25 protein-coding genes are annotated in these 23859 nt (G+C 72.8%); 13 read left to right on the top strand and 12 right to left on the bottom strand.

Going from position 1 to position 23859, the window contains the following annotated elements; translation table 11 throughout:
• The first annotated feature begins 17 nt into the window (after nt 1–17).
• The 4 genes from AB0M70_RS01355 to AB0M70_RS01340 are packed head-to-tail and all read left to right on the top strand — an operon-like array spanning nt 18 to nt 2751.
• A complete protein-coding gene (locus AB0M70_RS01355; RefSeq protein WP_365815079.1) occupies nt 18–746 on the top strand; it encodes an energy-coupling factor ABC transporter permease in 729 nt (242 codons plus the stop codon).
• Entirely contained in the window at nt 746–1135 is a 390-nt protein-coding gene (locus tag AB0M70_RS01350) for an energy-coupling factor ABC transporter substrate-binding protein (protein WP_365815077.1), read from the top strand. The genes AB0M70_RS01355 and AB0M70_RS01350 overlap by 1 nt, the downstream gene beginning before the upstream one ends.
• 6 nt (nt 1136–1141) lie before the next feature.
• Complete coding sequence (gene cbiQ / locus AB0M70_RS01345) at nt 1142–1891, top strand: cobalt ECF transporter T component CbiQ (RefSeq protein WP_365815075.1); 750 nt, start codon at nt 1142–1144, stop codon at nt 1889–1891.
• Nucleotides 1888–2751: an ATP-binding cassette domain-containing protein gene (locus tag AB0M70_RS01340; RefSeq protein ID WP_365815073.1), complete on the top strand. Its 864-nt coding sequence runs from the start codon at nt 1888–1890 to the stop codon at nt 2749–2751. Before cbiQ ends, AB0M70_RS01340 begins: the two co-directional genes overlap by 4 nt.
• Here the strand turns inward: AB0M70_RS01340 and AB0M70_RS01335 are convergent.
• The 4 genes from AB0M70_RS01335 to AB0M70_RS01320 all read right to left on the bottom strand — a co-directional run bounded on the left by AB0M70_RS01335 (nt 2740) and on the right by AB0M70_RS01320 (nt 7990).
• Nucleotides 2740–3945, bottom strand: a complete 1206-nt coding sequence (locus AB0M70_RS01335) for an MFS transporter (protein ID WP_365816235.1) — start codon at nt 3943–3945, stop codon at nt 2740–2742. The two genes, AB0M70_RS01340 and AB0M70_RS01335, sit on opposite strands and share 12 nt — an antisense overlap.
• A 77-nt stretch (nt 3946–4022) precedes the next feature.
• Nucleotides 4023–5852 carry an ABC transporter permease subunit gene (locus AB0M70_RS01330; RefSeq protein ID WP_365815071.1) on the bottom strand — a complete coding sequence of 610 codons (1830 nt, stop codon included), beginning with the start codon at nt 5850–5852 and terminating at the stop codon, nt 4023–4025.
• A gap of 7 nt (nt 5853–5859) precedes the next feature.
• On the bottom strand, nt 5860–7353 hold the full coding sequence (locus AB0M70_RS01325; protein ID WP_365815069.1) for an ABC transporter substrate-binding protein: 1494 nt from the start codon (nt 7351–7353) through the stop codon (nt 5860–5862).
• Nucleotides 7354–7456: 103 nt separating this feature from the next.
• A complete protein-coding gene (locus AB0M70_RS01320; RefSeq protein WP_365815067.1) occupies nt 7457–7990 on the bottom strand; it encodes a GNAT family N-acetyltransferase in 534 nt (177 codons plus the stop codon).
• A 115-nt stretch (nt 7991–8105) separates the two neighbouring features.
• On the opposite strand from AB0M70_RS01320, the gene argG reads away from it, so the two are divergent.
• A complete protein-coding gene (gene argG / locus AB0M70_RS01315) occupies nt 8106–9554 on the top strand; it encodes an argininosuccinate synthase (protein ID WP_365815065.1) in 1449 nt (482 codons plus the stop codon).
• A gap of 92 nt (nt 9555–9646) precedes the next feature.
• On the opposite strand, the gene AB0M70_RS01310 is transcribed toward argG, so the two are convergent.
• Nucleotides 9647–10639: a winged helix-turn-helix transcriptional regulator gene (locus tag AB0M70_RS01310; protein WP_365815063.1), complete on the bottom strand. Its 993-nt coding sequence runs from the start codon at nt 10637–10639 to the stop codon at nt 9647–9649.
• Between the two features lie 268 nt (nt 10640–10907).
• On the opposite strand from AB0M70_RS01310, the gene AB0M70_RS01305 reads away from it, so the two are divergent.
• Nucleotides 10908–11948: an NAD(P)-dependent alcohol dehydrogenase gene (locus AB0M70_RS01305; protein WP_365816233.1), complete on the top strand. Its 1041-nt coding sequence runs from the start codon at nt 10908–10910 to the stop codon at nt 11946–11948.
• A gap of 90 nt (nt 11949–12038) precedes the next feature.
• Here the strand turns inward: AB0M70_RS01305 and AB0M70_RS01300 are convergent, their stop codons facing one another.
• From AB0M70_RS01300 to AB0M70_RS01290, 3 genes are all read right to left on the bottom strand, one after another.
• Nucleotides 12039–12545 (bottom strand): hypothetical protein, encoded by a 507-nt coding sequence (locus AB0M70_RS01300; protein ID WP_365815061.1) that lies wholly within the window; start codon nt 12543–12545, stop codon nt 12039–12041.
• Nucleotides 12542–13165, bottom strand: coding sequence for a hypothetical protein (locus tag AB0M70_RS01295; protein ID WP_365815059.1), 624 nt, complete (start codon nt 13163–13165; stop codon nt 12542–12544). Before AB0M70_RS01295 ends, AB0M70_RS01300 begins: the two co-directional genes overlap by 4 nt.
• A 199-nt stretch (nt 13166–13364) precedes the next feature.
• Nucleotides 13365–14306 carry a helix-turn-helix domain-containing protein gene (locus tag AB0M70_RS01290; protein ID WP_365815057.1) on the bottom strand — a complete coding sequence of 314 codons (942 nt, stop codon included), beginning with the start codon at nt 14304–14306 and terminating at the stop codon, nt 13365–13367.
• A gap of 109 nt (nt 14307–14415) precedes the next feature.
• Here AB0M70_RS01290 and AB0M70_RS01285 point away from each other — a divergent pair, with 109 nt between their 5' ends.
• Together AB0M70_RS01285 and AB0M70_RS01280 are read left to right on the top strand one after the other, a co-directional pair.
• Nucleotides 14416–15483: a saccharopine dehydrogenase NADP-binding domain-containing protein gene (locus AB0M70_RS01285; RefSeq protein WP_365815055.1), complete on the top strand. Its 1068-nt coding sequence runs from the start codon at nt 14416–14418 to the stop codon at nt 15481–15483.
• A 93-nt stretch (nt 15484–15576) separates the two neighbouring features.
• Nucleotides 15577–15942: a hypothetical protein gene (locus tag AB0M70_RS01280; protein WP_365815053.1), complete on the top strand. Its 366-nt coding sequence runs from the start codon at nt 15577–15579 to the stop codon at nt 15940–15942.
• A gap of 8 nt (nt 15943–15950) precedes the next feature.
• Here AB0M70_RS01280 and AB0M70_RS01275 read toward each other — a convergent pair whose 3' ends face one another.
• From AB0M70_RS01275 to AB0M70_RS01260, 4 genes are all read right to left on the bottom strand, one after another.
• A complete protein-coding gene (locus AB0M70_RS01275) occupies nt 15951–16211 on the bottom strand; it encodes a hypothetical protein (RefSeq protein WP_363207182.1) in 261 nt (86 codons plus the stop codon).
• A 69-nt stretch (nt 16212–16280) separates the two neighbouring features.
• Nucleotides 16281–16583: a carboxypeptidase-like regulatory domain-containing protein gene (locus tag AB0M70_RS01270; protein ID WP_365815051.1), complete on the bottom strand. Its 303-nt coding sequence runs from the start codon at nt 16581–16583 to the stop codon at nt 16281–16283.
• 10 nt (nt 16584–16593) lie between these two features.
• A complete protein-coding gene (locus AB0M70_RS01265; RefSeq protein WP_365815049.1) occupies nt 16594–17526 on the bottom strand; it encodes an endopeptidase in 933 nt (310 codons plus the stop codon).
• 381 nt (nt 17527–17907) lie between these two features.
• Complete coding sequence (locus AB0M70_RS01260; RefSeq protein ID WP_365815047.1) at nt 17908–18345, bottom strand: VOC family protein; 438 nt, start codon at nt 18343–18345, stop codon at nt 17908–17910.
• 311 nt (nt 18346–18656) lie between these two features.
• On the opposite strand from AB0M70_RS01260, the gene AB0M70_RS01255 reads away from it, so the two are divergent.
• The 5 genes from AB0M70_RS01255 to AB0M70_RS01235 all read left to right on the top strand — a co-directional run bounded on the left by AB0M70_RS01255 (nt 18657) and on the right by AB0M70_RS01235 (nt 23849).
• A complete protein-coding gene (locus tag AB0M70_RS01255) occupies nt 18657–19043 on the top strand; it encodes a BlaI/MecI/CopY family transcriptional regulator (RefSeq protein ID WP_365815045.1) in 387 nt (128 codons plus the stop codon).
• A 6-nt stretch (nt 19044–19049) separates the two neighbouring features.
• The gene (locus AB0M70_RS01250) at nt 19050–19982 is read left to right on the top strand and encodes a M56 family metallopeptidase (protein ID WP_365815043.1); all 933 of its coding nucleotides are present in this window, start codon (nt 19050–19052) and stop codon (nt 19980–19982) included.
• 219 nt (nt 19983–20201) lie between these two features.
• On the top strand, nt 20202–21539 hold the full coding sequence (locus AB0M70_RS01245; protein ID WP_365815041.1) for a hemolysin family protein: 1338 nt from the start codon (nt 20202–20204) through the stop codon (nt 21537–21539).
• Nucleotides 21536–22561: a hemolysin family protein gene (locus tag AB0M70_RS01240; RefSeq protein ID WP_365815039.1), complete on the top strand. Its 1026-nt coding sequence runs from the start codon at nt 21536–21538 to the stop codon at nt 22559–22561. The genes AB0M70_RS01245 and AB0M70_RS01240 overlap by 4 nt, the downstream gene beginning before the upstream one ends.
• A 130-nt stretch (nt 22562–22691) precedes the next feature.
• Nucleotides 22692–23849: an acyltransferase family protein gene (locus tag AB0M70_RS01235; protein WP_365815037.1), complete on the top strand. Its 1158-nt coding sequence runs from the start codon at nt 22692–22694 to the stop codon at nt 23847–23849.
• Nucleotides 23850–23859: the final 10 nt, after the last annotated feature.

The following is a 23859-nucleotide window of genomic DNA, read 5'->3' as shown; positions in this document are numbered from 1 at the left end:
AGAGGGTCTGCTTAGCCATGCACATAGCCGAGGGTTTCCTCCCACCGGCGCACGCGATCGCCTGGGGCGTAGCGTCCGCGCCGTTTGTCGTCCACGGAGTCCGCTCCCTCACCCGTGAGGTCAAGGAACACCCGGAGAGCACCCTGCTCCTGGGCGCGTCCGGAGCGTTCACCTTTGTCCTTTCCGCGCTGAAGATCCCGTCCGTCACCGGCAGTTGCTCGCACCCGACGGGCACCGGGCTCGGCGCGATCCTCTTCCGGCCGCCGATCATGGCGGTGCTCGGCACCATCACGCTGCTGTTCCAGGCGCTGCTGCTCGCCCACGGCGGGCTCACCACACTGGGCGCCAACGTGTTCTCCATGGCGATCGTCGGGCCATGGGCCGGATACGCCGTCTACCGGCTCCTGAAGCGGTACGACGTGCCGCTCATGGTGGCCGTGTTCTTCGGCGCGTTCGTCGCCGACCTGTCCACGTACTGCGTCACCAGCGTCCAGCTCGCCCTGGCGTTCCCGGACCCCGGCAGCGGGTTCCTCGGCGCCCTGGGCAAGTTCGGCGGCATCTTCGCCGTCACGCAGATCCCCCTCGCCGTCAGCGAGGGTCTGCTCACCGTCGTGGTGATGCGGCTGCTCGTGCAGTCCAGCAAGGGCGAGCTCACGCGGCTCGGCGTGCTGCTCCAGGGCACGAAGCCGTCCGAGAAGGCGGACACCGGCAGCAAGACGGAGACCGAGACGGGGGCCAGCGCCTGATGAGCCGGAACGCGAAGATCAACACCCTGCTCCTCCTCATCGTCGCCGCGCTGGCGGTGCTGCCGCTGGCGCTCGGTCTCGGCGACGACGAGAAGGAGCCGTTCGCCGGGGCCGACGCCCAGGCCGAGACGGCGATCACCGAGATAGAGCCGGATTACGAGCCCTGGTTCTCGCCCCTGTACGAACCCCCCTCGGGGGAGATCGAGTCGGCGCTCTTCGCGCTGCAGGCGGCGCTCGGAGCGGGCGTCCTCGCCTACTACTTCGGTCTGCGCAAGGGGCGCCGTCAGGGCGCCGACGCCGCGCGGGCCGAGGCGGAGCGCACCGGGACAGCCACCGCGGAGCAGGCCGTCGACGAGGAGCACACCCGGGCCGGGACCGGGCAGGTCTGACCCGGCGTGCTGCCCATCGACGCGGCGGCGCACAGCAGTCGCTGGCGCCGCCGCCACCCCGTGGACAAAGCCGTGCTCGGGCTCGGCCTCACCGTCCTTGCCGTCTCCCTGCCGCCCTGGCCGGGAGCCGCCCTGGTCCTGGTCGCCGCGCTCGCCGTGCTCCTCGGACCCGCCGCCGTGCCGCCGCGCAAACTGTGGCGCGCCTACCGCGTGCCCCTGGGTTTCTGCGTCACCGGTGCCCTGACGCTGCTCGTCCAACTGGGCGGGCCCGAGGGGTTCGTCACGCTCGCCGACGGCGGCCCCGAGCGGGCGGGCGGACTGCTCCTGCGCACGTCGGCGGCCTCGCTCGGCGTCCTCCTCTTCGCCTTCACCACCCCCATGTCGGACCTGCTGCCCCGCCTGGTGAAGGCAGGCGTACCGGCGCCGGTCGTCGACGTGGCCCTGGTCATGTACCGGATGAGCTTCCTGCTCCTCGACTCCATGAGCCGGATCCGGCAGGCGCAGGCCGCGCGGCTCGGCCACACCACCCGGGCCGCCACCTGGCGTTCCCTCGGCGGTCTCGGCGCCACCGCGTTCGTGCGGGCCTTCGACCGGGCGAGCCGGCTGCAGGCCGGGCTCGCCGGACGCGGGTACGACGGGACCCTGCGGGTGCTCGTGCCCGACGCCCGGATCTCGCGGCCCTTCGTGGCCGCGAGCGCCGGGCTCCTCGTGGGCCTTGCGGCCCTCACTCTCGTACTGGAAAGGGTTCTGCCATGAGCGAGCCGAGCGGGTCCCTGGTCGCTCTGCGCGCCGTCTCCTACGCGTACGAGGACGGGCCCACCGTCCTCAGCGGCCTGGACTTCGACGTCACCGAGGGCCGCGCGCTCGCGCTGCTCGGGCGCAACGGCAGCGGCAAGACCACCCTCATGCGGCTCCTGAGCGGTGGACTCCGCCCGGACCAGGGCGGATTGACCCTCGGGGACACCCCGGTGACGTACGACCGCAAGGGGCTCACGCGGCTGCGCACCACCGTCCAGCTGGTGGTCCAGGACCCGGACGACCAGCTCTTCGCCGCCTCCGTCGAACAGGACGTGTCCTTCGGGCCCCTGAACCTGGGTCTCACGGACACCGAGGTGCGCGGCCGGGTCGCCGAGGCGCTCGCCGCGCTCGACATCAGCGCCCTGGCGGACCGCCCCACCCATCTGCTCTCCTACGGCCAGCGCAAGCGCACGGCCATCGCGGGAGCCGTGGCGATGCGTCCCCGCGTCCTGATCCTCGACGAGCCGACCGCGGGACTCGACCCCGACGGCCAGGAACGCCTCCTGAGCACCCTTCAGGGCCTGCGGGACGCGGGAACGACCGTGGTGATGGCCACCCACGACGTGGACCTGGCCCTGCGCTGGGCCGACGACGCGGCCCTGCTCACCCCCTCGGGAGTACGCACCGGGCCGGTCGCGAAGATGCTCGCCCACCGCGAACTCCTGACGCAGGCGGGTCTTCGCCTGCCCTGGGGGATCGCCGTCACGGAGCTGCTGCGGACCAAGGGCCTGCTGGCCGAGGCGGGCGACGGGCCGCGCACCCCCGAGGAGTTGGCGGCCCTGACGGCATCGGCGCTGCCCGGCGCGTCAGGCGGCTGACGGGTCCGCGGCCCGCCGGGCGCGGGCCGGCAGCAGCGTCACGGCGAGCAGTGGGATCGCGGCGAGCACCAGCCACGGCGCCCAGGGCGGTAGCCCCGCGTCGAGGAGCGAGCCGGTCATGGCGCTGCCCGCGAGGACGATCAGGCCGGAGACCGACGACAGCGCCCCGGTGTAGAGGCCGAGCCTGCCGTCGGGCGTGAGATCCGGGACCCAGGCCCTGGCCGCCGGGGCGACCAGCATCTGGCCGAGGGTCAGAAGGACGACGAACCCGGCGGCGGGCAGCAGCCCGGCCACGCCGGTCCAGGCGGCCGGCCGCGCGACGGCCACGACGGCGAACCCGACGGAGATGAGCACGAGCCCCGCCGCCATCGAGCGGCGTTCGTCGAGGCGCCCTGCCGCCCAATGGGTGACCGGAAGCTGTGTGGTCACCACCAGGAGGGAGGAGAGGGCGAAGAGCCAGGCGATCGGCGCCTGCGAACCGGCCGTACGCTCCACCTCGTCCGGCAGCGCGAGATAGAGCTGGTTGTACGCCAGGAGATAGGCGCCGTAGGCACAGCACACCGCCAGGAACCGGCGGTTGCGCAGCAGTTCGCCCATGCCTCCGCGCACGCGGGTCTTCTCCCGCCCCGGGATGCGCTGCGGCAGCAGCCACAGGTGCCCGGCGAGGACGAGGACGAAGACCCCGGCCCCGGCAAGGCAGACGGTGCGGAAGTCGACGGAGAGCAGCAGCGCGCCGATGAGCGGACCGAGGAACGCGCCCGCCTGGCCCGCCACGGTGAGCAGGGCCAGGACACGGGTGCGCGGGCCGCGGCCCGACTGCTCCCAGAGCACCGCCTGCCGGGCGACCTCGGACTCCACGGCGGGGGAGAACAGGGCGGCGGCGAACCCGATCAGGAGCACCGCGCCGATGACCGACCAGGTCTGCTGCGCGTAGCCGAGCCAGGCGAAGCCGGCGATCCGCAGCAGGCAGCCGGTGAGCACCACCGGCCGCACGCCGTAGCGGTCGGTCAGGGCGCCGCCCACGACGAAGAGCCCCTGCTGGCTGAAGGTCCGCAGGCCGAGCACCAGGCCGACCAGCCAGCCCGCCATGCCGATCGCCGTGCCCAGGTGCTCGGCCAGGAACGGCAGGACGGCGAAGAAGCCGATGTTGAAGGCGAGTTGGGTGAGGATCAGCAGGCGCAGGAGGGGCGACAGGTGCGGCCAGGTCCGTTCGCGGCGCGAGCGCTCGGCGGGCCGGAGCCGCGTGAGCAGGGGCAGTTGACGTCGATCGCTCACCGGGCGGCCGTCCCTGCCGTGGTCAAGTCCCGCTCCTTGGGCCGTACGTCGGCCACGCGAGGGGGTTCGTCGGGTCGGCGTGTGCGCCGCAGCCGGCGGGGGAGGGGCACTCCGCCCGCCGCCGTCACCGCGAGGGCTCCCAGGAGGGCGAGCGCGGCCGCCGGGGCGAGCAGCGCCCAGGGGGCGCGTTCGGCGTAGGGCTGGTTCTCGGCGAGCAGCAGGCCCCACTCGGGGGACGGCGGCTGGGCGCCGAGGCCGAGGAAGCCGAGGGCGGCCAGGGCAAGTGCGACGGCGGGGAGCCGCAGCAGCGCGTGGCGGGTGACGGGCGGCAGAACGGCGGGCAGCAGATGGTGCCGCAGCTGGTGGCGGCGCCCCGCCCCCAGGCTCCGGGTCGCCGTCAGATGCAGGGTGGCGCGTTCCTGGAGGAGCAGGGCGGCGGTGTGGGCGGCCAGCGGGACCCAGGCGACGGCGGCCACGGCGATCGCGGGGGTGGCCGCACCGCTGCCCGCCACACCGGCGACGAGGAGTCCGGCCAGCGTCGGCGGTATCGCGTTCAGCGTGTCGAGGAGCGGGCCCGAGAAGCGCGGCAGAAGCCCGAGCAGGATGCCCGCGGCCAGGGCGAAGGCGCTGATCCCCAGGGCCAGCGCGAGGGTGTGCAGCGCGCCGTGCCCGACCCGCGCCAGGACATCGCGGCCCAGGGCGTCGGTGCCGAACGGGTGCGCCAGGGACGGCGACTGGAGCCGGGCCGCGGTGTCCAGGGCGAGAGGGTCCCGGGCCAGGGCGAGGAGGATGACGCCCAGCAGGACCCCGCCGTACAGCAGCGGCAGCCGGCTGGGCGCGGGGCGCTCCGGGAGATGCAGGGTCGGCAGGGTTCCGTCCCGCAGCGCCGGACCGCTCGCCAGCCGCGACACGAGGCGGAAGAGGCCGCCTGCCACGGCGGCGAGCAGGACGAGCGCGAGGGTTCCGGCCTGGAGGACGGGCAGATCCTGCGCCACCGCGGCCTGCAGGGTGGAGCGGCCGAGCCCGGGGATGTCGAAGATCTGCTCCACGGCGACCGCGCCACCGGTCAGGCCCACGAGGAAGAGACCGAGGTTCGGCAGGAGGCCGGGCAGGCAGCGGCGCAGCGCCTGGCGCGCGATGCGTCCGCTCGGAATGCCGCGGGCCGCGGCGGCCCGCGTCCACGGTTCGGCGAAGGCACCGGGCAGCAGGTCGTCGATGAGCCGCCCGAGCAGTGCCCCGGCGGGCAGCCCGAGCGAGAGCGCGGGCAGTACGAGCCACTGGGGCCCGTACCAGCCGAGGGCGGGCAGCCAGCCCAGTTGGACGCCGACCACGGTGGCGAGTACCGAGGCGGTCAGGAATTCGGGCAGCGCGGCGACGACCGCGGCCCCGCCACCGGAGGTGCGGCGCCCCGAGAGCCGGCGGCGGGAGCCGAGCCACAGGGTGCGCGAGCACACCGTGCCCGCCGTCACGACGGCCACCACCAGCGCCGCCGACATGAGCAGCAACGAGACACCCAGGGCCTGCACCACGGAGGGCAGCACCGCTTCACCGGATATCCACGACCGCCCGGCGTCCCCGTGCAGGAGCCCGCCCGTCCACTGGCCGAGCAGCCGCAACGGGCCCTCGTCCAGGCCGAGTTCACCCCGGACGGCCGCAAGGACCTCGGGGGTGGGGGTGCGCTCCGCCGCCCGCGCCTTGAGCACGGTGAGCGCCGGGTCGGTGCGCGACAGCCAGGGCAGCAGGCCGATCAGGCACAGCAGCGCCGCGGCGAGCACCACGCGCCACAGCAGCACCGGTGCGCCGCCGCGGGCGAGGCTCCTGCGCATGCCGCCCTCAGCGCCTGGTGCCGGCGGCGACCAGCGTCCGCTCGTACGGGTCGAGGATCTCGCCGCGCACGGAACCGCCGACGCCCGTGATGATCCGCTGGTGGACCAGCGGCACGACGGCGTCGGTGCCGAGGATCGCGGCCTCCGCGGCCATGGCCGCGTCCTGCCGCTTCGCGGTGTCGGTCGTGTTCTCGGCCTTCCGCACGGCCTTGTCGAACGAGGTGTCGCACAGGTGCGAGAGGTTGTAGCTGCCGTCGCAGGTGTAGTCGCTCGCGAGGACCGACACGGGGTCGCCGGTGTCGAGCATGGTGTTGCGGGCGCCGACGAACGCGTCGAACTTCCCGGCCAGGGCGTCGCCCTCGATGCGGGAGGACTCGCGCACCTCGAGGGTCACCTTGAATCCTGCCTTCTGCAGCTGCTGCTTGAGCACCTGCGCGACCTCGGGGAGTTCGGGCCGGTTGTCGTACGTGCCCAGGGTGATGGACTTCCCGCCGGGTGCGGTCGCCTTCGCCTGGCCCTTCGGCTTGACGCGCTTTCCGTCGGCCCAGGTCAGGGCGGGCCCGAAGATGCCCTTGCCGGTGTCGGCGTGGCCCTCGTAGACGTCCTTGGCGAGCGCGGAGGTGTCGATCGCGGCGCGGGCCGCGGCGCGCAGGCCGGGGTCCTTGAAGGCGCCCTTCTCCGTGTTGAGCTGGACGGCAGTGGTGCGTGCCGTGGCGGTCTCGCGTCCGTGGCCCTTGTCGAGGGAGGCCGCCTGGGAGACGGGGACGGCCTCGGCGATGTCCACGTCGCCGGTGCGCAGGGCGTTGGTGCGCGCGGTGCCGTCGGCGATGAACCGGGCGTCGACGCCGGACGCCTGGGCGCGGCCGCCCCAGTAGTCGTCGAAGCGGTCCAGGGTGGCCGCGGTGGCGCCGGTGGTCTTCGTGAGCTCGAAGGGCCCGGTGGCGGTGCCGACCGGGCTGGCCTTGTCGCCCTTCGCGTACGCCTTCGGGGAGAGCACGGCGAGGCCGGGGCTCGACAGGCGCAGGGGGAGCGCGGGGTCGGGGTCGGCGGTGGTGATCCGGACCCGGTCGGCGCCGACGGCCTTGGCGGTGAGGGTGACTCCCGACAGGGCGGCGGTGACGGGCTTGGCCTTGCCCGCGTGGGTGAGGGCGGAGGCGACGGCGGACGGGGTGACGCGGCTGCCGTCCTGGAAGCCGGCCTGGCGCAGGGTGAACAGCCAGCTGCGGTCGTTCTCCTGCTGCCAGGACGCGGCGAGCGCGGGGGCGGCGGCGCCGTTCGCGTCCAGCTTGGTCAGGCCCTCGGTGACGCCGAGGCGGCTGAGGAGGGTGGCGTCGGCGCCGTACGGGGAGAAGTTCTCCGAGGGAGGGAAGGCCAGCGCGACCTTGAGGCGGGCGCCTTCCGCGGAGTCGCCGGACGCGTCGTCCTTGGCGGCGAAACAGCCGGTGAGCAGGGGAGCGACGAGCAGGCCGGCTATGAGGGGACGGCGGCGGACGGAGCGCATGGTCCTCGTTCTCGGGGTGGAGTGGGTCCGGACGTACGGTGGCAGCCACGAAGACTACATGACAACCATTTCCATTAATGCGGCCGGGTCGCGGTGAGCGGGACTACGGCCGCATGGGTACTTCGAAGTGCACGACGCGCGACCCGTCGGAGTCCTCGCGCTCGTCGTGCACCACTTTCCCCATGGAGCGCCAGAAGCCCTCGGCGCCGGTGACCGCGGGGTCGGTGTGCAGATAGACGGAGCGGTACCCGCCGTCAGCCGAGGCGAAGTCGAGCAGCTCACCGACCAGTCGCCGGGCGAGACCGCGACGCCGGTGCTCGGCCCGCACGTAGACGCGTCGCAGCTGCGCCGTCTCCCCGGAGGGGAAGCGCTCGGCGATCCAGCGCGGGTTCGGCGGGTGCGCGGGGCCGCGTGAGTCGAGGGCGGCGGTCGCCGCGACCGTCCCGTCCCGCTCGTCCACCGCGACGAGCAGGGTGTGGCGGACGGGTCTCAGGTAAGCGGAGTCGAGATCGATGATGTCGCCGTGCCAGCGCGGCACGTACCCCGTGCCGAAGTCGTGGTAGACGGTGTCGAGCATGACGGCTCGGGCGGCGCCGAGGTCATCGGCGGTGGCCGTCCTGATGCGGTATTCAAGCACTTGCACATCCTAAGCATTAGGCCGATATGGCCTGTCACCAGCGGTATTGCCGACCGTTCGAACCGCCCGCGCGAGCAACGTTGCATGACCATGCGAAGTCATGCATACTCTTCCTATGTCCAAGGTCCTCACCTCCCTCCCCACCGGCGAGCGCGTCGGCATTGCCTTCTCCGGCGGTCTCGACACCTCGGTCGCCGTCGCCTGGATGCGTGACAAGGGCGCAGTGCCCTGCACGTACACCGCCGACATCGGCCAGTACGACGAGCCCGACATCGCCTCCGTGCCCGGCCGCGCCTCGGCGTACGGCGCCGAGATCACCCGACTCGTCGACTGCCGCGAGGCGCTGGTCGAGGAAGGGCTCGCGGCACTGGCCTGCGGCGCCTTCCACATCAGGTCGGGCGGGCGTCCCTACTTCAACACCACGCCGCTGGGCCGCGCCGTGACCGGCACGCTCCTGGTGCGGGCGATGCTCGAGGACGGGGTGCAGATCTGGGGCGACGGCTCCACCTTCAAGGGCAACGACATCGAGCGGTTCTACCGCTACGGGCTGCTCGCCAACCCGCACCTGCGGATCTACAAGCCCTGGCTGGACGCGGACTTCGTCACGGAGCTCGGCGGCCGCAAGGAGATGTCGGAGTGGCTGCTCGCACACGAGCTGCCCTACCGGGACTCCACGGAGAAGGCGTACTCCACGGACGCCAACATCTGGGGCGCCACGCACGAGGCCAAGACGCTCGAGCACCTGGACACCGGTCTCGAGACCGTCGACCCGATCATGGGCGTGAAGTTCTGGGACCCCGCGGTGGAGATCGACACGGAGGACGTGACGATCGGCTTCGACCAGGGACGCCCGGTCACCGTCAACGGCAAGGAATTCGCCTCCTCGGTCGACCTCGTCATGGAGGCCAACGCGATCGGCGGCCGGCACGGCCTCGGCATGTCCGACCAGATCGAGAACCGGATCATCGAGGCCAAGAGCCGCGGCATCTACGAGGCGCCCGGCATGGCGCTCCTGCACATCGCCTACGAACGCCTGGTCAACGCGATCCACAACGAGGACACGCTGGCCGCGTACCACAACGAGGGCCGGCGCCTCGGCCGGCTGATGTACGAGGGCCGCTGGCTCGACCCGCAGGCGCTGATGATCCGCGAGTCGCTGCAGCGCTGGGTCGGCACGGCGATCACCGGCGAGGTGACGCTGCGGCTGCGGCGCGGCGAGGACTACTCGATCCTCGACACCACGGGCCCGGCGTTCAGCTACCACCCGGACAAGCTCTCCATGGAGCGGACCGAGGACTCGGCGTTCGGCCCGGTGGACCGGATCGGCCAGCTGACCATGCGGAACCTGGACATCGCCGACTCCCGCGCCCGCCTCGAGCAGTACGCGGGCCTGGGCCTCGTCGGCTCCGGTCACCCGACGCCGATCGGCGCCGCGCAGGCGGCATCGACCGGTCTGATCGGCGCCATGGACGGCGGCGGCGCCGAGGCGATCGCCTCGCGCGGTGAGACCACGGACGAGGAGTCGATGCTCGACCGCGCCGCGATGGAGTCCGGCACGGACTGACACGGCCCCGGTCGTACACATGTGAGCAGCGGGCCCCGGCGGATTGCGATCCGCCGGGGCCCGCTGTCTGCTCTCAGGGGCTTGGGGTCACGTCAGGGAGCGGCTGCTGTGCGGTCGGCGCGGACCACGCCGAAGGCATCCGCCATGCGCAGCGCCGCCTCCAGGTCGCCGTTCACGTCGATGAGCTGGGCGCTGGCCGCGTCCTCGAGCGGCAGGGAGCCCGCGCCGAGTTGCAGCAGGGTGCCCAGATCGGTGACGAGGGTCGCGGCGGCGTCCGGTGCGGGGCCCAGGCCCGTCTCGACGGTGCCGTCGTCGACGCGGGCATGGAAGACGAGATCGCCGATCACCCACTCGTAGGTCTCGCGTACGCCAAGGGCGCGGTCCGGGCGGAACGAGGCCCCGACGGCTCCGACGATGCCGTGCCGGCCGCCGGTCGCCTCGGGGTGGGCGCCGAGGATGTCGATCACCCGCGCGGCGGCCGTGCGTTCACCCTCGAGCCGGGCCAGGCCGCGCGCGACGGCGTCCTCGATGTCGACGAGGCGGGCGCCGACGGCGAGGAACGTCCCGAGGTCGGTCGTGATGGAACAGACGGGGTCCGTGGCGGCGCCGTTGCGGATGTCGAGCACGCCGTCGTCGACGCGCAGGTGGAACGTGTCGCCGTCGACCCGGAACTCGTACGTCTCCCGCAGCCCGCCGGCCTGCTCGGGCCGGAAGCTGGCGCGCAGGCAGCCGAGCACCCAGCTGAGCCGGAAGGTGTCGCCGGGCCGGGAAGCGGCCGGAAGGCGCATGCCCCAGCGGGTCAGCTCGTCGAGCACCGGGCGCATGGCGGCGCCGAGTTCGGTCAGTTCGTAGACCGTCGAGGAGGCCGGTGGCGGCAGCTTGGCCTGGCTGATGACGTCCGCGTCGCGCAGGGCGCGCAGCCGCTCGGCCAGGACGTCGGGGCCGATGCCGGGCAGTCCGGCGACGAGGTCGGTGTAGCGCCGGGGGCCCAGCAGCAGCTCCCGCACGATGAGCAGGGACCACCGGCCGCCGACGACGTCCAGGGCGCGCGCCGCCGGACAGGACTGGTCATAGCTGCGTGTCATACGGGCCGGGCCGCCTTCCCCCGTGGATGGCTGAGTTTTTGATGGTACTCGGCAACTCGCTTGTTTCCGCGGCTCCTTGGGGCCGGGCGGGGCGGGACCAGCAGCACGACAGACGCGTACGCAATGTCCCGGTGGGCCACATGTCTCATTGGGACATTCCGAGGAGTACAGTCGGAGATGAGGGGGACAGCAGGCGCACAGCACGAGCCGAGAACGAGAAGAGGCATCCCAGATGTCAGCGCAAGAAGGCCCCGACATGCCCGCCGAGATGAAGGCCGTCCAGTACCGGAGCGTCGGCTCCGCTCCCGAGGTCGTCACCGTCCCGCGCCCGGAGCCGGGTCCGGGACAGGTACTCCTGAAAGTCACCGCCGCGGGCGTGTGCCACTCCGACATCGCGGTGATGAGCTGGCCGGCGGAGGCCCTGACCTTCCCGCTGCCGCTGACCCTCGGCCATGAGGGCGCGGGGACCGTGGCCGCGCTGGGCGACGGCGTGACCGGCTTCGAGGTCGGCGACTCCGTGGCCGTCTACGGACCGTGGGGCTGCGGAGCCTGCCTGATGTGCTCGCAGGGCAAGGAGAACTACTGCTCGCGCGCCGCGGAACTCGGCATCCTGCCGCCCGGACTCGGGGCGCCCGGGGCCATCGCCGAGTACATGATCGTGGACAACACGCGTCACCTGGTCCCGCTCGGCGGCCTCGACCCCGTGACCGCGGTGCCCCTCACCGACGCGGGCCTGACCCCGTACCACGCGATCAAGACCTCGCTGCCCAAGCTGACCCCCGGCAGCACCGCCGTCGTCATCGGCACCGGCGGCCTTGGCCACGTGGCGATCCAGCTGCTGCGGGCGCTGACCCCGGCGCGGGTGATCGCCCTCGACGTCACCGACGGGAAGCTGCGCCTCGCCCATCAGGTCGGCGCCCACGAGACCGTCCTGTCGGACGAGCACGCGGCGACGAGGGTCCGTGAACTGACCGGCGGACTCGGCGCGCAGGCGGTGTTCGACTTCGTCGGCGCCCCGCCCACCGTCGCCACGGCGACCGCCTGCGCGGCGGTCGAGGCGGACGTCACCATCGTCGGCATCGGCGGCGGGGCCGCGGCCGTCGGCTTCGGCACCACCCCCTACGACGCGGCGGTCCGCGCCCCGTACTGGGGCAGCAGGTCCGAACTGATCGAGGTCCTCGACCTGGCCCGTTCCGGCGCGATCGACGTGCATGTGGAGACGTACGCACTTCAGGACGCGCCCAAGGCGTACGAGCACCTGCACGAGGGACGGATCAACGGCCGAGCGGTCATCCTGCCCAACGGCTGATCCCGCACGGCGACGCACGACGTGGGGCCCGGGGCTTTCGCCCCGGGCCCCACGTGTGTGCCCTGCCCGTGTGCCTGTGCACGACACGAGCTAGATGCGCAGCAGCCTCTCCGTGGCTTCGCGGTACTGCCGCAGCGCGAGGCGCAGTTCTTCCGTGTGCGCCTCGGTGTCGTGGTTCTGCCAGCTCGCGCGCAGGACGCGACGACGCTCCGTGAGGGTTTCGGTCAGGTGCCTGACGGCGTCGTCGAAGAGGCTGTCGGCCTCTTCCACCGCCTGGCGCGGGCTGTCGACGAAGGTGCTGAGAGCCTGCTGGAGCCGCAGACCGAGCTTGTCGTGTTCCTCCTGCGGGAGCAGGGCGGAGCCGACGTCGCCGGACGGCGTGTGGGTGCCGGGCGTGTGGGTGCCCGAGGCGGGGGAGCCGAGGTCGTGGGACCCGGGGTCATGGGCGCCGGGGGCGTGCGTGCCGGTCGCGGGGGAGCCTGCGGCAGGAGCGCCCGGGGCGGGGGGAGCGGGGGGCGCCGCCGGAGCGGTGGCGGGAGCCGGGACATCGCTGCCCAGGGCCCGCTCGCGCGGTGTGGTGTGCCGGGCGTCAGTCATGACGTGCCACTTCCCTTCGCATGGCGCCGGGGCAGTGCCCACGGCGCGTGGCCGCGGTCGGCGGTGGAGTGCCGGTCGTTCCGGGTGGAGTCGACCGTGTGCTCGGCGACGAGTGCGTCGAAGAGGCGTCGGGCCTCGACCATGGCCTCGCGCATCTCCTCGGTGCCGCCCTGTCCGCGTGCCGCCGTGTGCACGCGGCGGTAGCCGTGGACGTGGTGGGCGTGGTGGACGGAGAGCGCGGCCACCTGCTCGTCGAAACGCTCGCCGTCGGGGAACCCGCGGTCCCTGGACAGGCGGGCAATGAGTGCGTCGGCCTCGGCGACGGCCTGCTGCGGTGATTCGACGAACTGCTCCTGGACGCCTGCCCACTGGGCCACGTAGCGCTCGCGCGCGCCGGGCGGCAGCGGTTCGGCCTTGAAGGAGCCGTGCAGGCGCACGCGCTCGTGCAGCTCCTGCTCGGCTGCCCGTACGTCTCCGCCGTGACGGGCCACGGTGTGGTCGTACTCGGGCCCGAAGCGGTGCTTCAGACTCTGCCCGCCGCCCTTGGCTCGCCGCATGACGACGAAGAGGACGGCGGCTGCCGCGATGACGACCACGGCGATGATGACGGCGGTGATCATGGCTGCCTCCCTTGATGTCGTGGTGTGATCAGCTGTTCTCGTGTTTCGTTCAGCGCTGAGGCCGGCCGGTGGGCACCCACGCGACGCGGGCACCGATCGGGGCGTCTGTGATCAGCGTGTGAACGACTGCTTCCGGGTTCGCATGGCGGCCGAGTACCCCCATGTCCGGCAAACAGTCGAGCGAGAGCCGATTCACGTCTCAGGAGGCGCCGAAGGTACGCCGGTAGGCCTCGGGCGGCAGGCCCGTGACGCGGGTGAAGTGGCGCCGGAGCGTGGCGGACGTCCCCATGCCCGTCCGGGCCGCGACGCGTTCGACGCTCTCGTCGCCCGACTCCAGCAACTCCTGTGCCAGACGCACGCGTTGACCGAGCAGCCAGCGCAGGGGCGCCGTGCCCGTGACGGCGTGGAAGTGCCGGGACAGATTGCGGCTGCTCATGCCCGCCTGCCGGGCCAGGTCTTCCACGGTGAGCGGCTGATCGAGGCGGGCGAGTATCCAGGGCAGCAGATCGGCCAGGGGGTGGTCGCGTCCGTGCGTCACGGGTGCCGGGATGAACTGCGCCTGGCCGCCGTCCCGGTGGGGCGGCGTCACGAGCCGCCGGGCCAGCGCGTTGGCCACGGTCGCCCCGTGGTCGGCGCGCACGATGTGCAGGCACAGGTCCATGCCGGCGGCCTTGCCCGCCGAGGTGAGCACGCTGCCCTCGTCGGTGAAGAGGACCCCGGCGTCGACCGTGACGCGGGGGTGGAGCGCGGCGAGCCGCTCGGCGTGCGCCCAGTGCGTGGTGGCCCGACGGCCGTCGAGCAGCCCGGCCGCGGCCAGGACGAAGGCGCCGGTGCACAGCGAGACGATGCGGGCACCTGACGCGTGGGCGGTGCGCAGGGCCTCGGTCAACTCGGCGGGCGGAACGTCGCCGATGTCGCGCCAGGCCGGGACGATCACCGTCTGTGCGGTGGCGACGGCTTCCAGGCCGTGGGTGGGCTCGGCGTGCAGCCACTGCCCGACGCGTGTGCTGGCCGCGCCGCACACGCTGAACGAATACCAGGACCCGGCCAGATCGGAGTGGTCCGAACCGAAGACCTCGAAGGCCGCCGCGGCCTCGAAAAGCATGCTGCCCTCGGGAAGTGCCATCGCCACGGTCCGCATGTCCGAAACTGTACGCCCCTCGTCATTCCGGCCGCTGGTGATATGCGGGACGGGCGCGGAACATGGTGCGTGCAGGGCGCAACCGCCCTCGGGACAACGGGAGTCAACGATGAGCAACGCCCCTTCCACGCCCACCGCGCAGGACGCCGGTGTCCGGTCCGACGGGCGCTCGGTCGCCGTCGTCGGCGCGTACGGCCACACCGGCCGCTTCGTCGTGGCCGAGCTCCTTCGCCGCGGAGTGACCCCGGTGCTCGTGGGGCGCGACCGGGAGAAGCTGGAGGCGCTGCGCGGCCTGGCCCCCGAAGCGCCGGTGCGCGTGGCGTCCACCGGGGACGCGGCGTCCCTCGACCGGGCGCTCGCGGGCGCCTCGGCGGTCGTCAACAGCGCGGGCCCGTTCCTCGACACGGCCCTTCCGGTGGCCGACGCGGCGCTGCGCGCGGGCATCCCGTACCTGGACGTCGCCGCCGAACAGGGCGTCAGCGCCGCCCTGTTCGACACCTACGGCGAGCGCGCGCGAGAGGCGGGCGTCGTCATCGCCCCGTCCCTGGCGTTCTACGGCGGCCTCGGTGACCTGCTGGCCACGGCCGCGCTGGGGGAGTGGCCGGACGCGGACGAGATCACCCTCGCGTACGCCCTCGACAGCTGGCATCCGACCCAGGGCACCCGGCGCACCGGGGAGAGCAACGCCGGGCAGCACCTCGTGTACACGGGAGGCGAACTGCGCCCGTTCGACTACTCCCAGGACGCCTTCCCGTGGGACTTCCCCGAGCCGTTCGGCACCCAGGAAGCCTCCGCGTTCGCGACGGCCGACCAGGTCACCCTGCCGCGCCACGTGCGGACCTCCGAGGTGCGGGCGGTGATGAACCTCGCGCCGCTGCGGGACATCCGGGCCGAGGAGACTCCGGCGCCCGAGCCTGCCGACGCCGAGGGGCGCTCCGCGCAGACCTTCCTCGTCGAGGCGGTCGTCCGGCGCGGCTCCCAGACCCGGCGCGCGGTCGCGGGCGGGCGCGACATCTACGCCGTGACGGCGCCGCTCGTCGTGGAAGCCGTCATGCGGCTCCTCGACGGACGCGGCAAGGCGCCGGGCGTACGCGCGGCCGGGGAGGCCTTCGACGCCGCCGACTTCCTGCGGGCCCTCACCCCCGAGCACCTGACCCGGCTCGAGCTGCCGTCCTAGCCGAGTCGACACGCCCCGCCCCGCGGCGGACGCCGTATCCGCCGCGTCGGATGACATGCTGAAACGACGGACCACGCGAAGGGCAAGGGCGACGTGCTGACCGTGCTGGTGCTGGCCGCCGACCACCGGGCGGGAGACCTGATCCCGCGGATCGAGGCCGTCCCCGGCGTGTACGTCATCTCCCAGACGGACGACAGCTTCCTCGCCATGGCCAGGGCCCGCGCCCTGCTGCCCGACGTCCTGGTCATCGACCTCAGCGCCCGTTTCGCCGGCGACGCCGCGACGGTCATCGACCAGGCCCGGCAGCTGCGGCCGCCCAGCCACATCCTGGTCCACTCGGGCGACACCTTGGTGGGGGCGGTCTCCCCCGACGGCGCGGTCGGACCCGCCGCCGGTTCACCGCAGGGGCTCGGGCACGCGCTGGCGCATCTCGCGGGCGCGGCGGCCCCGCCGCCGTGAAAGGCGCCCTACGCCTGCGCGACCCGCACCGAGAGCCCGTAGTCCAGCTCGGACCCGTCGACCAGAAGTGCCTCGACGGTGCGGGTCTCGGGGTCGATGTCGGCCTCCATGCCGTCCCCGGCGAACCGGGGGAACCCGGAGGCGCCGGTCTCGCCCGTGGCGACCACGACGGCCGAGCGCAGGGCGCCGCGGCCGTCGGTGGTGCTTGAGCCGTCCCCCGAGAACTCGGGGACCAGCAGGATCTCGAAACGCTGCGGGACAGTGTTCATGACCGTGACGCTAGACAGGAGTCGCGCACCACGCATGTCCACCGCTGCCGCCCGGCGCCGCCCACCGCGCTAGCCGAGCGTCAGCTCGACGCTCAGCCGCCCCTGGGGGGCGGCCTGCGCCGACGGTTCCACGCGCACGGTGGCCTCGGCCGTGCCGGACGGGCCCAGGAGAGGGTCCGCCCGGCAGATGAGCCGGTACTCGCCCGCTGTGGGGGCGACGAGGGAGAAACGTCCCTCGGCGTCCGTCAGGGCAGCGATGTCCGGCAGGGGTTGCGGGCCCTCGGTGAACAAGACATGGGCGCCTGTCACCGGGGTGCCCGAGGTGTCGCGGACGACGCCGGTGATCTCCACTGCCGACCTGCTGCCGTTCATCGGGGTGCGCTCACGCCTTCCATGCCACGTAGTTGTTGAAGACGGGTGTGGTGAACCGGGTGCCCGAGTTCACCCGGGCTCCGCCGTAGGCGTGGATGCCGAAGCCGTAGCGGCCGGTGCTGTCGATGCGGTAGACGGAGCTGCCGCTCTGCCCGCCCGCGGTGTCGATGTCGTAGTACACCTTGCGCGGGGCGACCGAGTCGATCCCGCGCGCCGCGTACCACTGTGTCCCGGACGGCTTGTCGCCCGGATAGCCGGAGATGTTGCCGGTGGTCTTGAGCAGGTCCGAGTCCGACCAGACGCCGAAGCCGAACCAGCCCGTGGTGGAGCCGATGTTGGAGGGCGTGATGATGGCGCCGTAGTCGAAGTTCTCGTCGCCGTTGCTCGTCCAGCCGGTCACGGAGCGGAAGCTCGTGCAGGTGATGCTGCCGTAGGGCAGCGAGGCGCCGTTGCGCCCCGGCATGACCTGGATGCTCTTCACCCAGCCGTCCCGGCCGGCCACGCCGCTGTTCTTGATGTAGACGCAGTGGCCCGCGGTCGCCAGGGTGTGGGGTCCGAGGAGCCACCCGGTGCCCTGGTAGAGGGCGTTGTCGCGGGCGGTGATCAGCAGGTAGCAGTGCACGCGCCACGGGTACACGCTGGTGTTGGTGATCTGGATGCGGTCGTCGGGGCCGTGCACGGTCTCCGGGGCCAGGGGCGGCGGGCCGTACGACGCCTCGCCGATGTCGGGCAGCGAGGCGGTCGGTGCCGTCCAGGCCTCGGGGGCGAAGTGCTCCGGGCGCCGGTAGCCCTCGACGTGCTCCAGGCCTTCACCCGTCGAGTGCTGGGCCTGGCCCTCGGTCCCCTCGGAGGGCGGCTGCAGCACCGCCTCCTGCTCGGCGGCCAGGGTTATCGCTCCGTCGTCCGGCTCGTTCGTCACTGCGGTGTGTGGATCTTGCGCCATTCTGGATCACCCGGCTTCTCTCAGAGCTGCGATGTGATGCCTTGCAGGACGCCGCGGCCGCAACGTTTCTGGGTCGATTCCCTTGTTTACTGCCGCCGGACAAGTGTCGCAATGAAGCTTTTGCGCCGACCGTCGCACGGGCGCGCGTGCTGGGGTCCAGGGCTCCGCGGGCGTCAACTGCCCGGCTCCCGGGGCACATTCGACGCTCGGGCCGTCAGCTCGCCCCGCCGCCTCACGGTGCACGCCGCGGGACGGGCCCCAGCAGTCACCACCGGGCACCCGCGCCCCGCCCGCGGCCGGAGCGGGCGGGGCGCGATGCCTCAATCACGACTCGAACAGACAAGCAGCCCAGGGGAGCCGCCCGTTCCGCACCGCGGAGAGCTAAGGGCGCGCGTACGGCCGGGTCATGATCTCCATGTTGTGGCCGTCCGGATCGTCGAAGTACGCGCCACGACCGCCGAACAGACGGTTGATCTGGCCGGGTTCGGTATGGCTGGGGTCCGCGTAGTAGGTGACCCCGACCGCCTCCAGGCGGGCGATCATGGCGTCGAACTGATCGTCGGGCACGAGGAACGCGTAGTGCTGGGACTGGACCGGCTCATCGGTCAGCTCGTAATAGTCGAGCGTCACGCCGTTGCCCAGGTCGACGGGCAGGAAGGGCCCGAACGGGGCGCCGACGGTCAGGCCCAGGATCACGGCGAGGAACTCGGCGGACAGCTGCCGGTCCTTGGCGTAGACGGCGGTGTGGTTCAACTGGACGGTCGTGACAGGTGTTTCGACGTCGTGCGAGTGCGAGTGCGCGTGCTGGTGCTGCGGCATGTGTGAGATCTCTTCCGGGTCTTGGAATCCACTGACGGTGCGCCGCGTGGGGCGCTGTGGGAAGTCGGAAGAGGGGACGGCGGGGCTCTGGCCCGCCTCGCGCTCACGCCAAGGCCGGATGCCTCACTCGTACGTGGCCCATGGCCGACCCGGCAGTCACCCGAGTGATCTTAATGAGTGCCGTGGGGCGGGGCAACGCCGTTTTCGCCCCGCGTCGGCGGGCGCCCGCCTCGCGCCCGACCGGCGGCACACCCCGGGCGGCCGGGCGTTAGCCTCGACCAGGACGACTGGGCAGCGGAAGGGAGACGGGCGTGGCGGAGCAGGAGCGGCGGCCCCGGCGGGGGCAGGGTGAGCTGGAGGCGCAGGTCCTCTCGGCCCTGCGCGCGGCGGAGGGCCCCGCGACCGCGGGCTGGGTGCAGGAGCGGCTCGGCGGGGACCTCGCGTACACGACCGTCGTGACGATCCTGAGCCGCCTCCTGGACAAGGGCGCCGTGACGCGCGAGCGCGCGGGACGCTCCTTCGCGTGGACGCCGTCGGCCGACGAGGCGGACCTCGCGGCTCGCAAGATGCGCAAGGTGCTCGACGGCGAGCGCGACCGGGAGGCGGTCCTCGCCAGCTTCCTCACCGCGCTGCCGCCGGGCGACGAGCAGGTGCTGCGCGAGCTCCTGCGGCAGGCCGAGGCGGAGAAGGACGTCTGAACCGTCATGGGGATGTTCGTCCTTCTGCCGCTCGTGCTGCCGCTGACGGCCTGGCCGGTCGCCCGGCTCGCCGAGCAGCGGCTGCACCCGCGCACGTCGACCCGGCTGCTCACGACGGTCGCCGCGGTCATGGCGCTCTGCAGCACGCTGTGCCTGGGCCTCCTGATGGTCGTCGGCACCGCGCAACTGCCCGGCAACCCGCTGCCCGACGGCTGGTCGGACCCCGAGGTGCGCGCGGCCGTCCCGTACGACGAGATCGCCGGGCGCCTCGCCATCCCCGGGCTGCTCGCCGTGGCCCTGGCGTGCGGCAGGGCACTGTGGCGCCACCGCCAGGTACGCCGCCGCGCCCATCGCGCGCTCGCCGGACTGCCCGGCACCTCCGTCGCCGTCCTGCCCGACACCGTGCCCTACGCCTACGCGCTGCCCGGCGGCGCCCGCGACCGGGTCGTGGTGACCACCGCGCTGCTCGACTGCCTCGCCCCCGCCGAGCGCCGCGCCCTGTTCGCCCATGAGCGCGCCCACCTCGCGACCCGGCACCACCGCTACCTCCTCGCCGTGCAGCTGGCCGCGCGCGCCAATCCGTTCCTGCGCCCGCTGCGCACCGCCGTGTCCTACACGACCGAGCGCTGGGCCGACGAGGACGCCGCCCATGCCGTCGGCGACCGCAGGGCCGTGGCCCGCGCGATCGGCAAGGCGGCTCTGCACTCCCGGGGCGCCCCGGCACCGACCCTGGCCGGACTCGCGGCGCCGGGGCCCGTGCCGCGCCGGGTCGCGGCCCTCCTGGGCCCGGCTCCCTCGGCGCGCAGCTGGCCTTCGCTGTTCACCGCGGTGGGGCTCGCGGCGTGGGCAGCCGCCGCGGGGGCGGCGGTCTCCGCCATGTCGTCGGCGAACTCCGCCGTGACGATGGTCATGATCCTGCACGCGGCCACACCGCTCTAGAACACAGGTCCCGCGCCTTGGGGCACAGGTCCCGGCCGACTCGCTTTGCCGTTCCTTTACAGTGGGTGTAGAAGCCCCACCGCTTCCCCGCCACCGCCCTCGTACGACGCTTCGTACGAGTACGAGAAGGAGCCACGGACCCGCAATGGGTGAGCCTCCCAGTACGAACCGTGCCACGTCCCGCCCGCTGCACGAGCGCGAGGGAACGGGGGTGGCACGGTGACCGAGATCCTGCTCCTGCTGCTCGCCCTGCTCCTGACGCTCGCCTGCGCGCTGTTCGTGGCGGCCGAGTTCTCCCTGACCACCGTCGAGCGCGGTGACCTGGAGCGCGCCGCCGAGGCCCGCGAGCGGGGCGCCGAAAGCGCCCTGAAGGCGGTCCGGCGCCTCACCCTTCAGCTGTCCGGCGCCCAGCTCGGCATCACCGTCACCTCGCTGGTCATCGGCATGCTCGCCGAGCCGTCGCTCGCGGCGCTCCTGCGCGGCCCGCTGGAGGCCGCGGGGCTGGGGGGCGCCGCTCCCACCACGGCCACCCTGCTCGGTGTGGCGCTCTCCACCGTGATCCTGATGGTCGTCGGCGAACTGGTGCCGAAGAACTGGGCGATCTCCCGGCCGCTGGCCGTCGCCAAGGTGGTCGCGGCACCCCAGCGCGGCTTCACCGCCGCCTTCGGACCGTTCATCCGGCACCTGAACAACACCGCGAACCACGTCGTGCGCCGCTTCGGCCTGGAACCCGCCGAGGAGCTGGCCTCCGCCCGCACCCCCGAGGAGCTGGTCGCCCTCGCCCGGCGGTCGGCCGCCGAAGGCGCCCTGGAGCCGGACTCCGCCGAACTGTTCGTGCGCACCCTGCACCTGAGCGAGCTGACCGCGGAGAACGTGATGACCCCGCGCGTCGACGTACGGGCCCTGGAGGCGCACGCCACGGCCGCCGACGCGGCGAACCTGACGCACGCCACGGGCCTGTCCCGCTTCCCCGTCTTCCGCGACAGCCTGGACGAGGTCATCGGCACCGTCCACATCCGCGACGTGCTCGCGCTGTCCCCCGACAAGCGCCGGCTCACCCCGGTCACCGACCTGGCCACCGAGCCGCTGCTCGTGCCCGACAGCCTGCCCGCCGACCGGCTGCTCGAGCGGATGCGCGAGACCCGCACGATGGCCGTGGTCATCGACGAGTACGGCGGCACGGCCGGTGTGGCCACGGTGGAGGACATCGTCGAGGAGGTCGTGGGCGAGGTCCGCGACGAGCACGACCCCGTCGAGATCCCCGACCTGCTGCCCGCCCAGGCGGCCCCCGACGGCCGCACCGTGTGGGAGGCCGACGGGAGCGTCCGCATCGACCAGCTCGCCGCGATAGGACTCACCGCGCCCGAGGGGCCGTACGAGACCGTGGCCGGACTGATCGCCACCCGGCTCTCCCGCATCCCCGCACAGGGGGACGCCGTCGACCTGGACGGCTGGCAACTGTCCGTCCTGGCGGTCGAGCACCACCGCGCCGACCGGATCCGCATCACCGAACCCGCGCTCCAGGCGCTCCGCCAGGCCGTGGAGGAAGCCCGATGACCACGCTCCAGCTCGCCATCGGCGCCCTGACCCTGCTCACCAACGCCTTCTTCGTCGGCGCCGAGTTCGCCCTGATCTCCGTGCGCCGCAGCCAGATCGAACCCCGCGCCCAGGCGGGCGACAAGCGCGCCCGCATCACCCTGTGGGGCCTGCAGCACATCTCCGCGATGATGGCCACCGCCCAACTCGGCATCACCGTCTCCTCGTTGGTGCTCGGCGCGGTCGCCGAACCCGCCATCGCGCACCTTTTGGAGCCCGCCTTCGAGGCGGTCCACATCCCGCACGCCCTGGTGCACCCGATCGCCTTCGTCATCGCCCTGACGGTGGCGACGTATCTGCACATGCTGATCGGCGAGATGATCCCCAAGAACATCGCGCTCGCCGCGCCCGCCAGGACCGCCCTGCTGCTCGGCCCGCCGCTGGTGGCGCTCACCCGCGCCCTCAGGCCGTTCGTCTTCGGCATCAACGCCTTCGCCAACACCCTCCTCAAGCTGCTCAGGGTCGAGCCGAAGGACGAGGTCGAGTCCGTCTACACCGATGACCAGCTCGCCCGCATGGTCGTCGACTCCAGCGAGGCGGGTCTCCTCTCGGCGGCCGACGGCGAGCGGCTGCGCGACGCGCTTGAGCTGGGCACCCGGCCGGTCGGCGAGATCCTCGTCCCGGCCGCCACGATGCGCACCGTCGACCACACGGTCACCCCGGCGCGCCTGGAGCAAGTGGCCGCGGACGCGGGCTTCTCCCGCTTCCCGGTGACGGGCCCCGAGGGCACCCTGCTCGGCTACCTCCACATCAAGGACACCCTCGGCATCGCCGAGCGCGACCGGCCCTTCCCGCGCGCCGCGTTGCACGTGGTCACGCGGGTGCACATCGACACCCCGCTCGACGACACGCTCACCGCGCTGCGGGCCGCGGACAGTCACCTGGCTGCGGTCACCGGCGAGAGCGGCACGGTGCTCGGCTTCGTCACGATGGAGGACGTGCTGTCCGAGCTGGTCGGCCCCGCACCGGCGGCGCTCGGCTGATTCACAGGTGGCGCGACTGTACGTGCGGGGGCTCCGGTGGCTAGGGTGCCCGTGATGTTCTACACAGGTGTAGCACCCGCATTGGACGTAAGACGCGAGACCGCGGGCCCGGGTTCCCCCGGGAGGTCCCGTGAGTGAGCCTGTCCGCTCGATGCACCGGACCGGAGCATTGCGCACGCCGCTGCCCGCCGCGCGCAATGCTCCTCCCCGGGCTCCGGAGCCCCCCACGGTCGTGCCGAAGCCTCCGGTCAAACGCCGGGACTCGTTCTTCGACAACGCCAAGTACCTGGCGATCGTGCTGGTCGCGATGGGCCACGCCTGGGAGCCGCTGCGCGGCGACAGCCGGGCGGCCGCCGCGCTCTACATCACCGTCTACACCTTCCACATGCCGGCGTTCATCGTCATCTCCGGCTACTTCTCGCGGACTTTCGACGCGAGCCCCGGCCGCCTCAAGCGCCTGGTGACGGGCATCGCGGTGCCCTACGTCATCTTCGAGGTCGCCTACACCTTCTTCAAGCGCTGGGCGGGCGACGACCCGACGTACCCGATCAGCCTGCTCGACCCCTGGTACCTCACCTGGTTCCTGGTCGCGCTCTTCGTCTGGCGGCTGACCACCCCGCTGTGGAAGGTGGTCCGCTGGCCCCTGCCCATAGCGCTGGCCATCGCCGTGCTCGCCTCGGTCTCCCCGGACATCGGCGACGACCTGGACCTCCAACGCGTCCTGCAGTTCCTGCCGTTCTTCGTCCTCGGCCTGTGCCTGAAGCCCGAGCACTTCCAGATCGTGCGCCGCCGGGAGGCCCGCATCCTGGCACTGCCGGTCTTCGCCACGGCCCTGCTGTTCGCGTACTGGGCGGCGCCGCGGATGAACGCCGCCTGGTTCTACCGCCGGGACAGCGCGCAGGAACTGGCGGCGCCCGGCTGGTCCGGGGCCGTGATGACGCTCGGGATGTTCGGCTGCTCGGTGATCCTCGTCGCGTGCTTCTTCGCCTGGGTGCCGGGCCGCAGGCTGTGGTTCACCGCGCTGGGCGCGGGCACCCTCTACGGCTATCTGCTGCACGGCTTCATCGCCAAGGGCTCCCGCTTCTGGGACTGGTACGAACTGGACTGGCTGCACACCCCGGCGGGCGAGATCACGGTCACCGTCTGCGCGGCGGCCCTCATCACCGCACTGTGTACGCCGCCGGTGCAGCGCCTCTTCAAGTTCGCGATGGAGCCCGAGATGGAATGGGCGTTCAAGAAGGACGCGAAGACGTCGGCCCGCGGCAGGGGCGCGCACCGGCGGCGCTGACAGGCGTGGA

It is taken from the genome of Streptomyces sp. NPDC051214 (assembly GCF_040682375.1).
Classification (GTDB): Bacteria; Actinomycetota; Actinomycetes; order Streptomycetales; family Streptomycetaceae; genus Streptomyces.
Note: the sequence above shows the minus strand (reverse complement) of the source record. Positions and strands in the feature narration are given on the sequence as shown.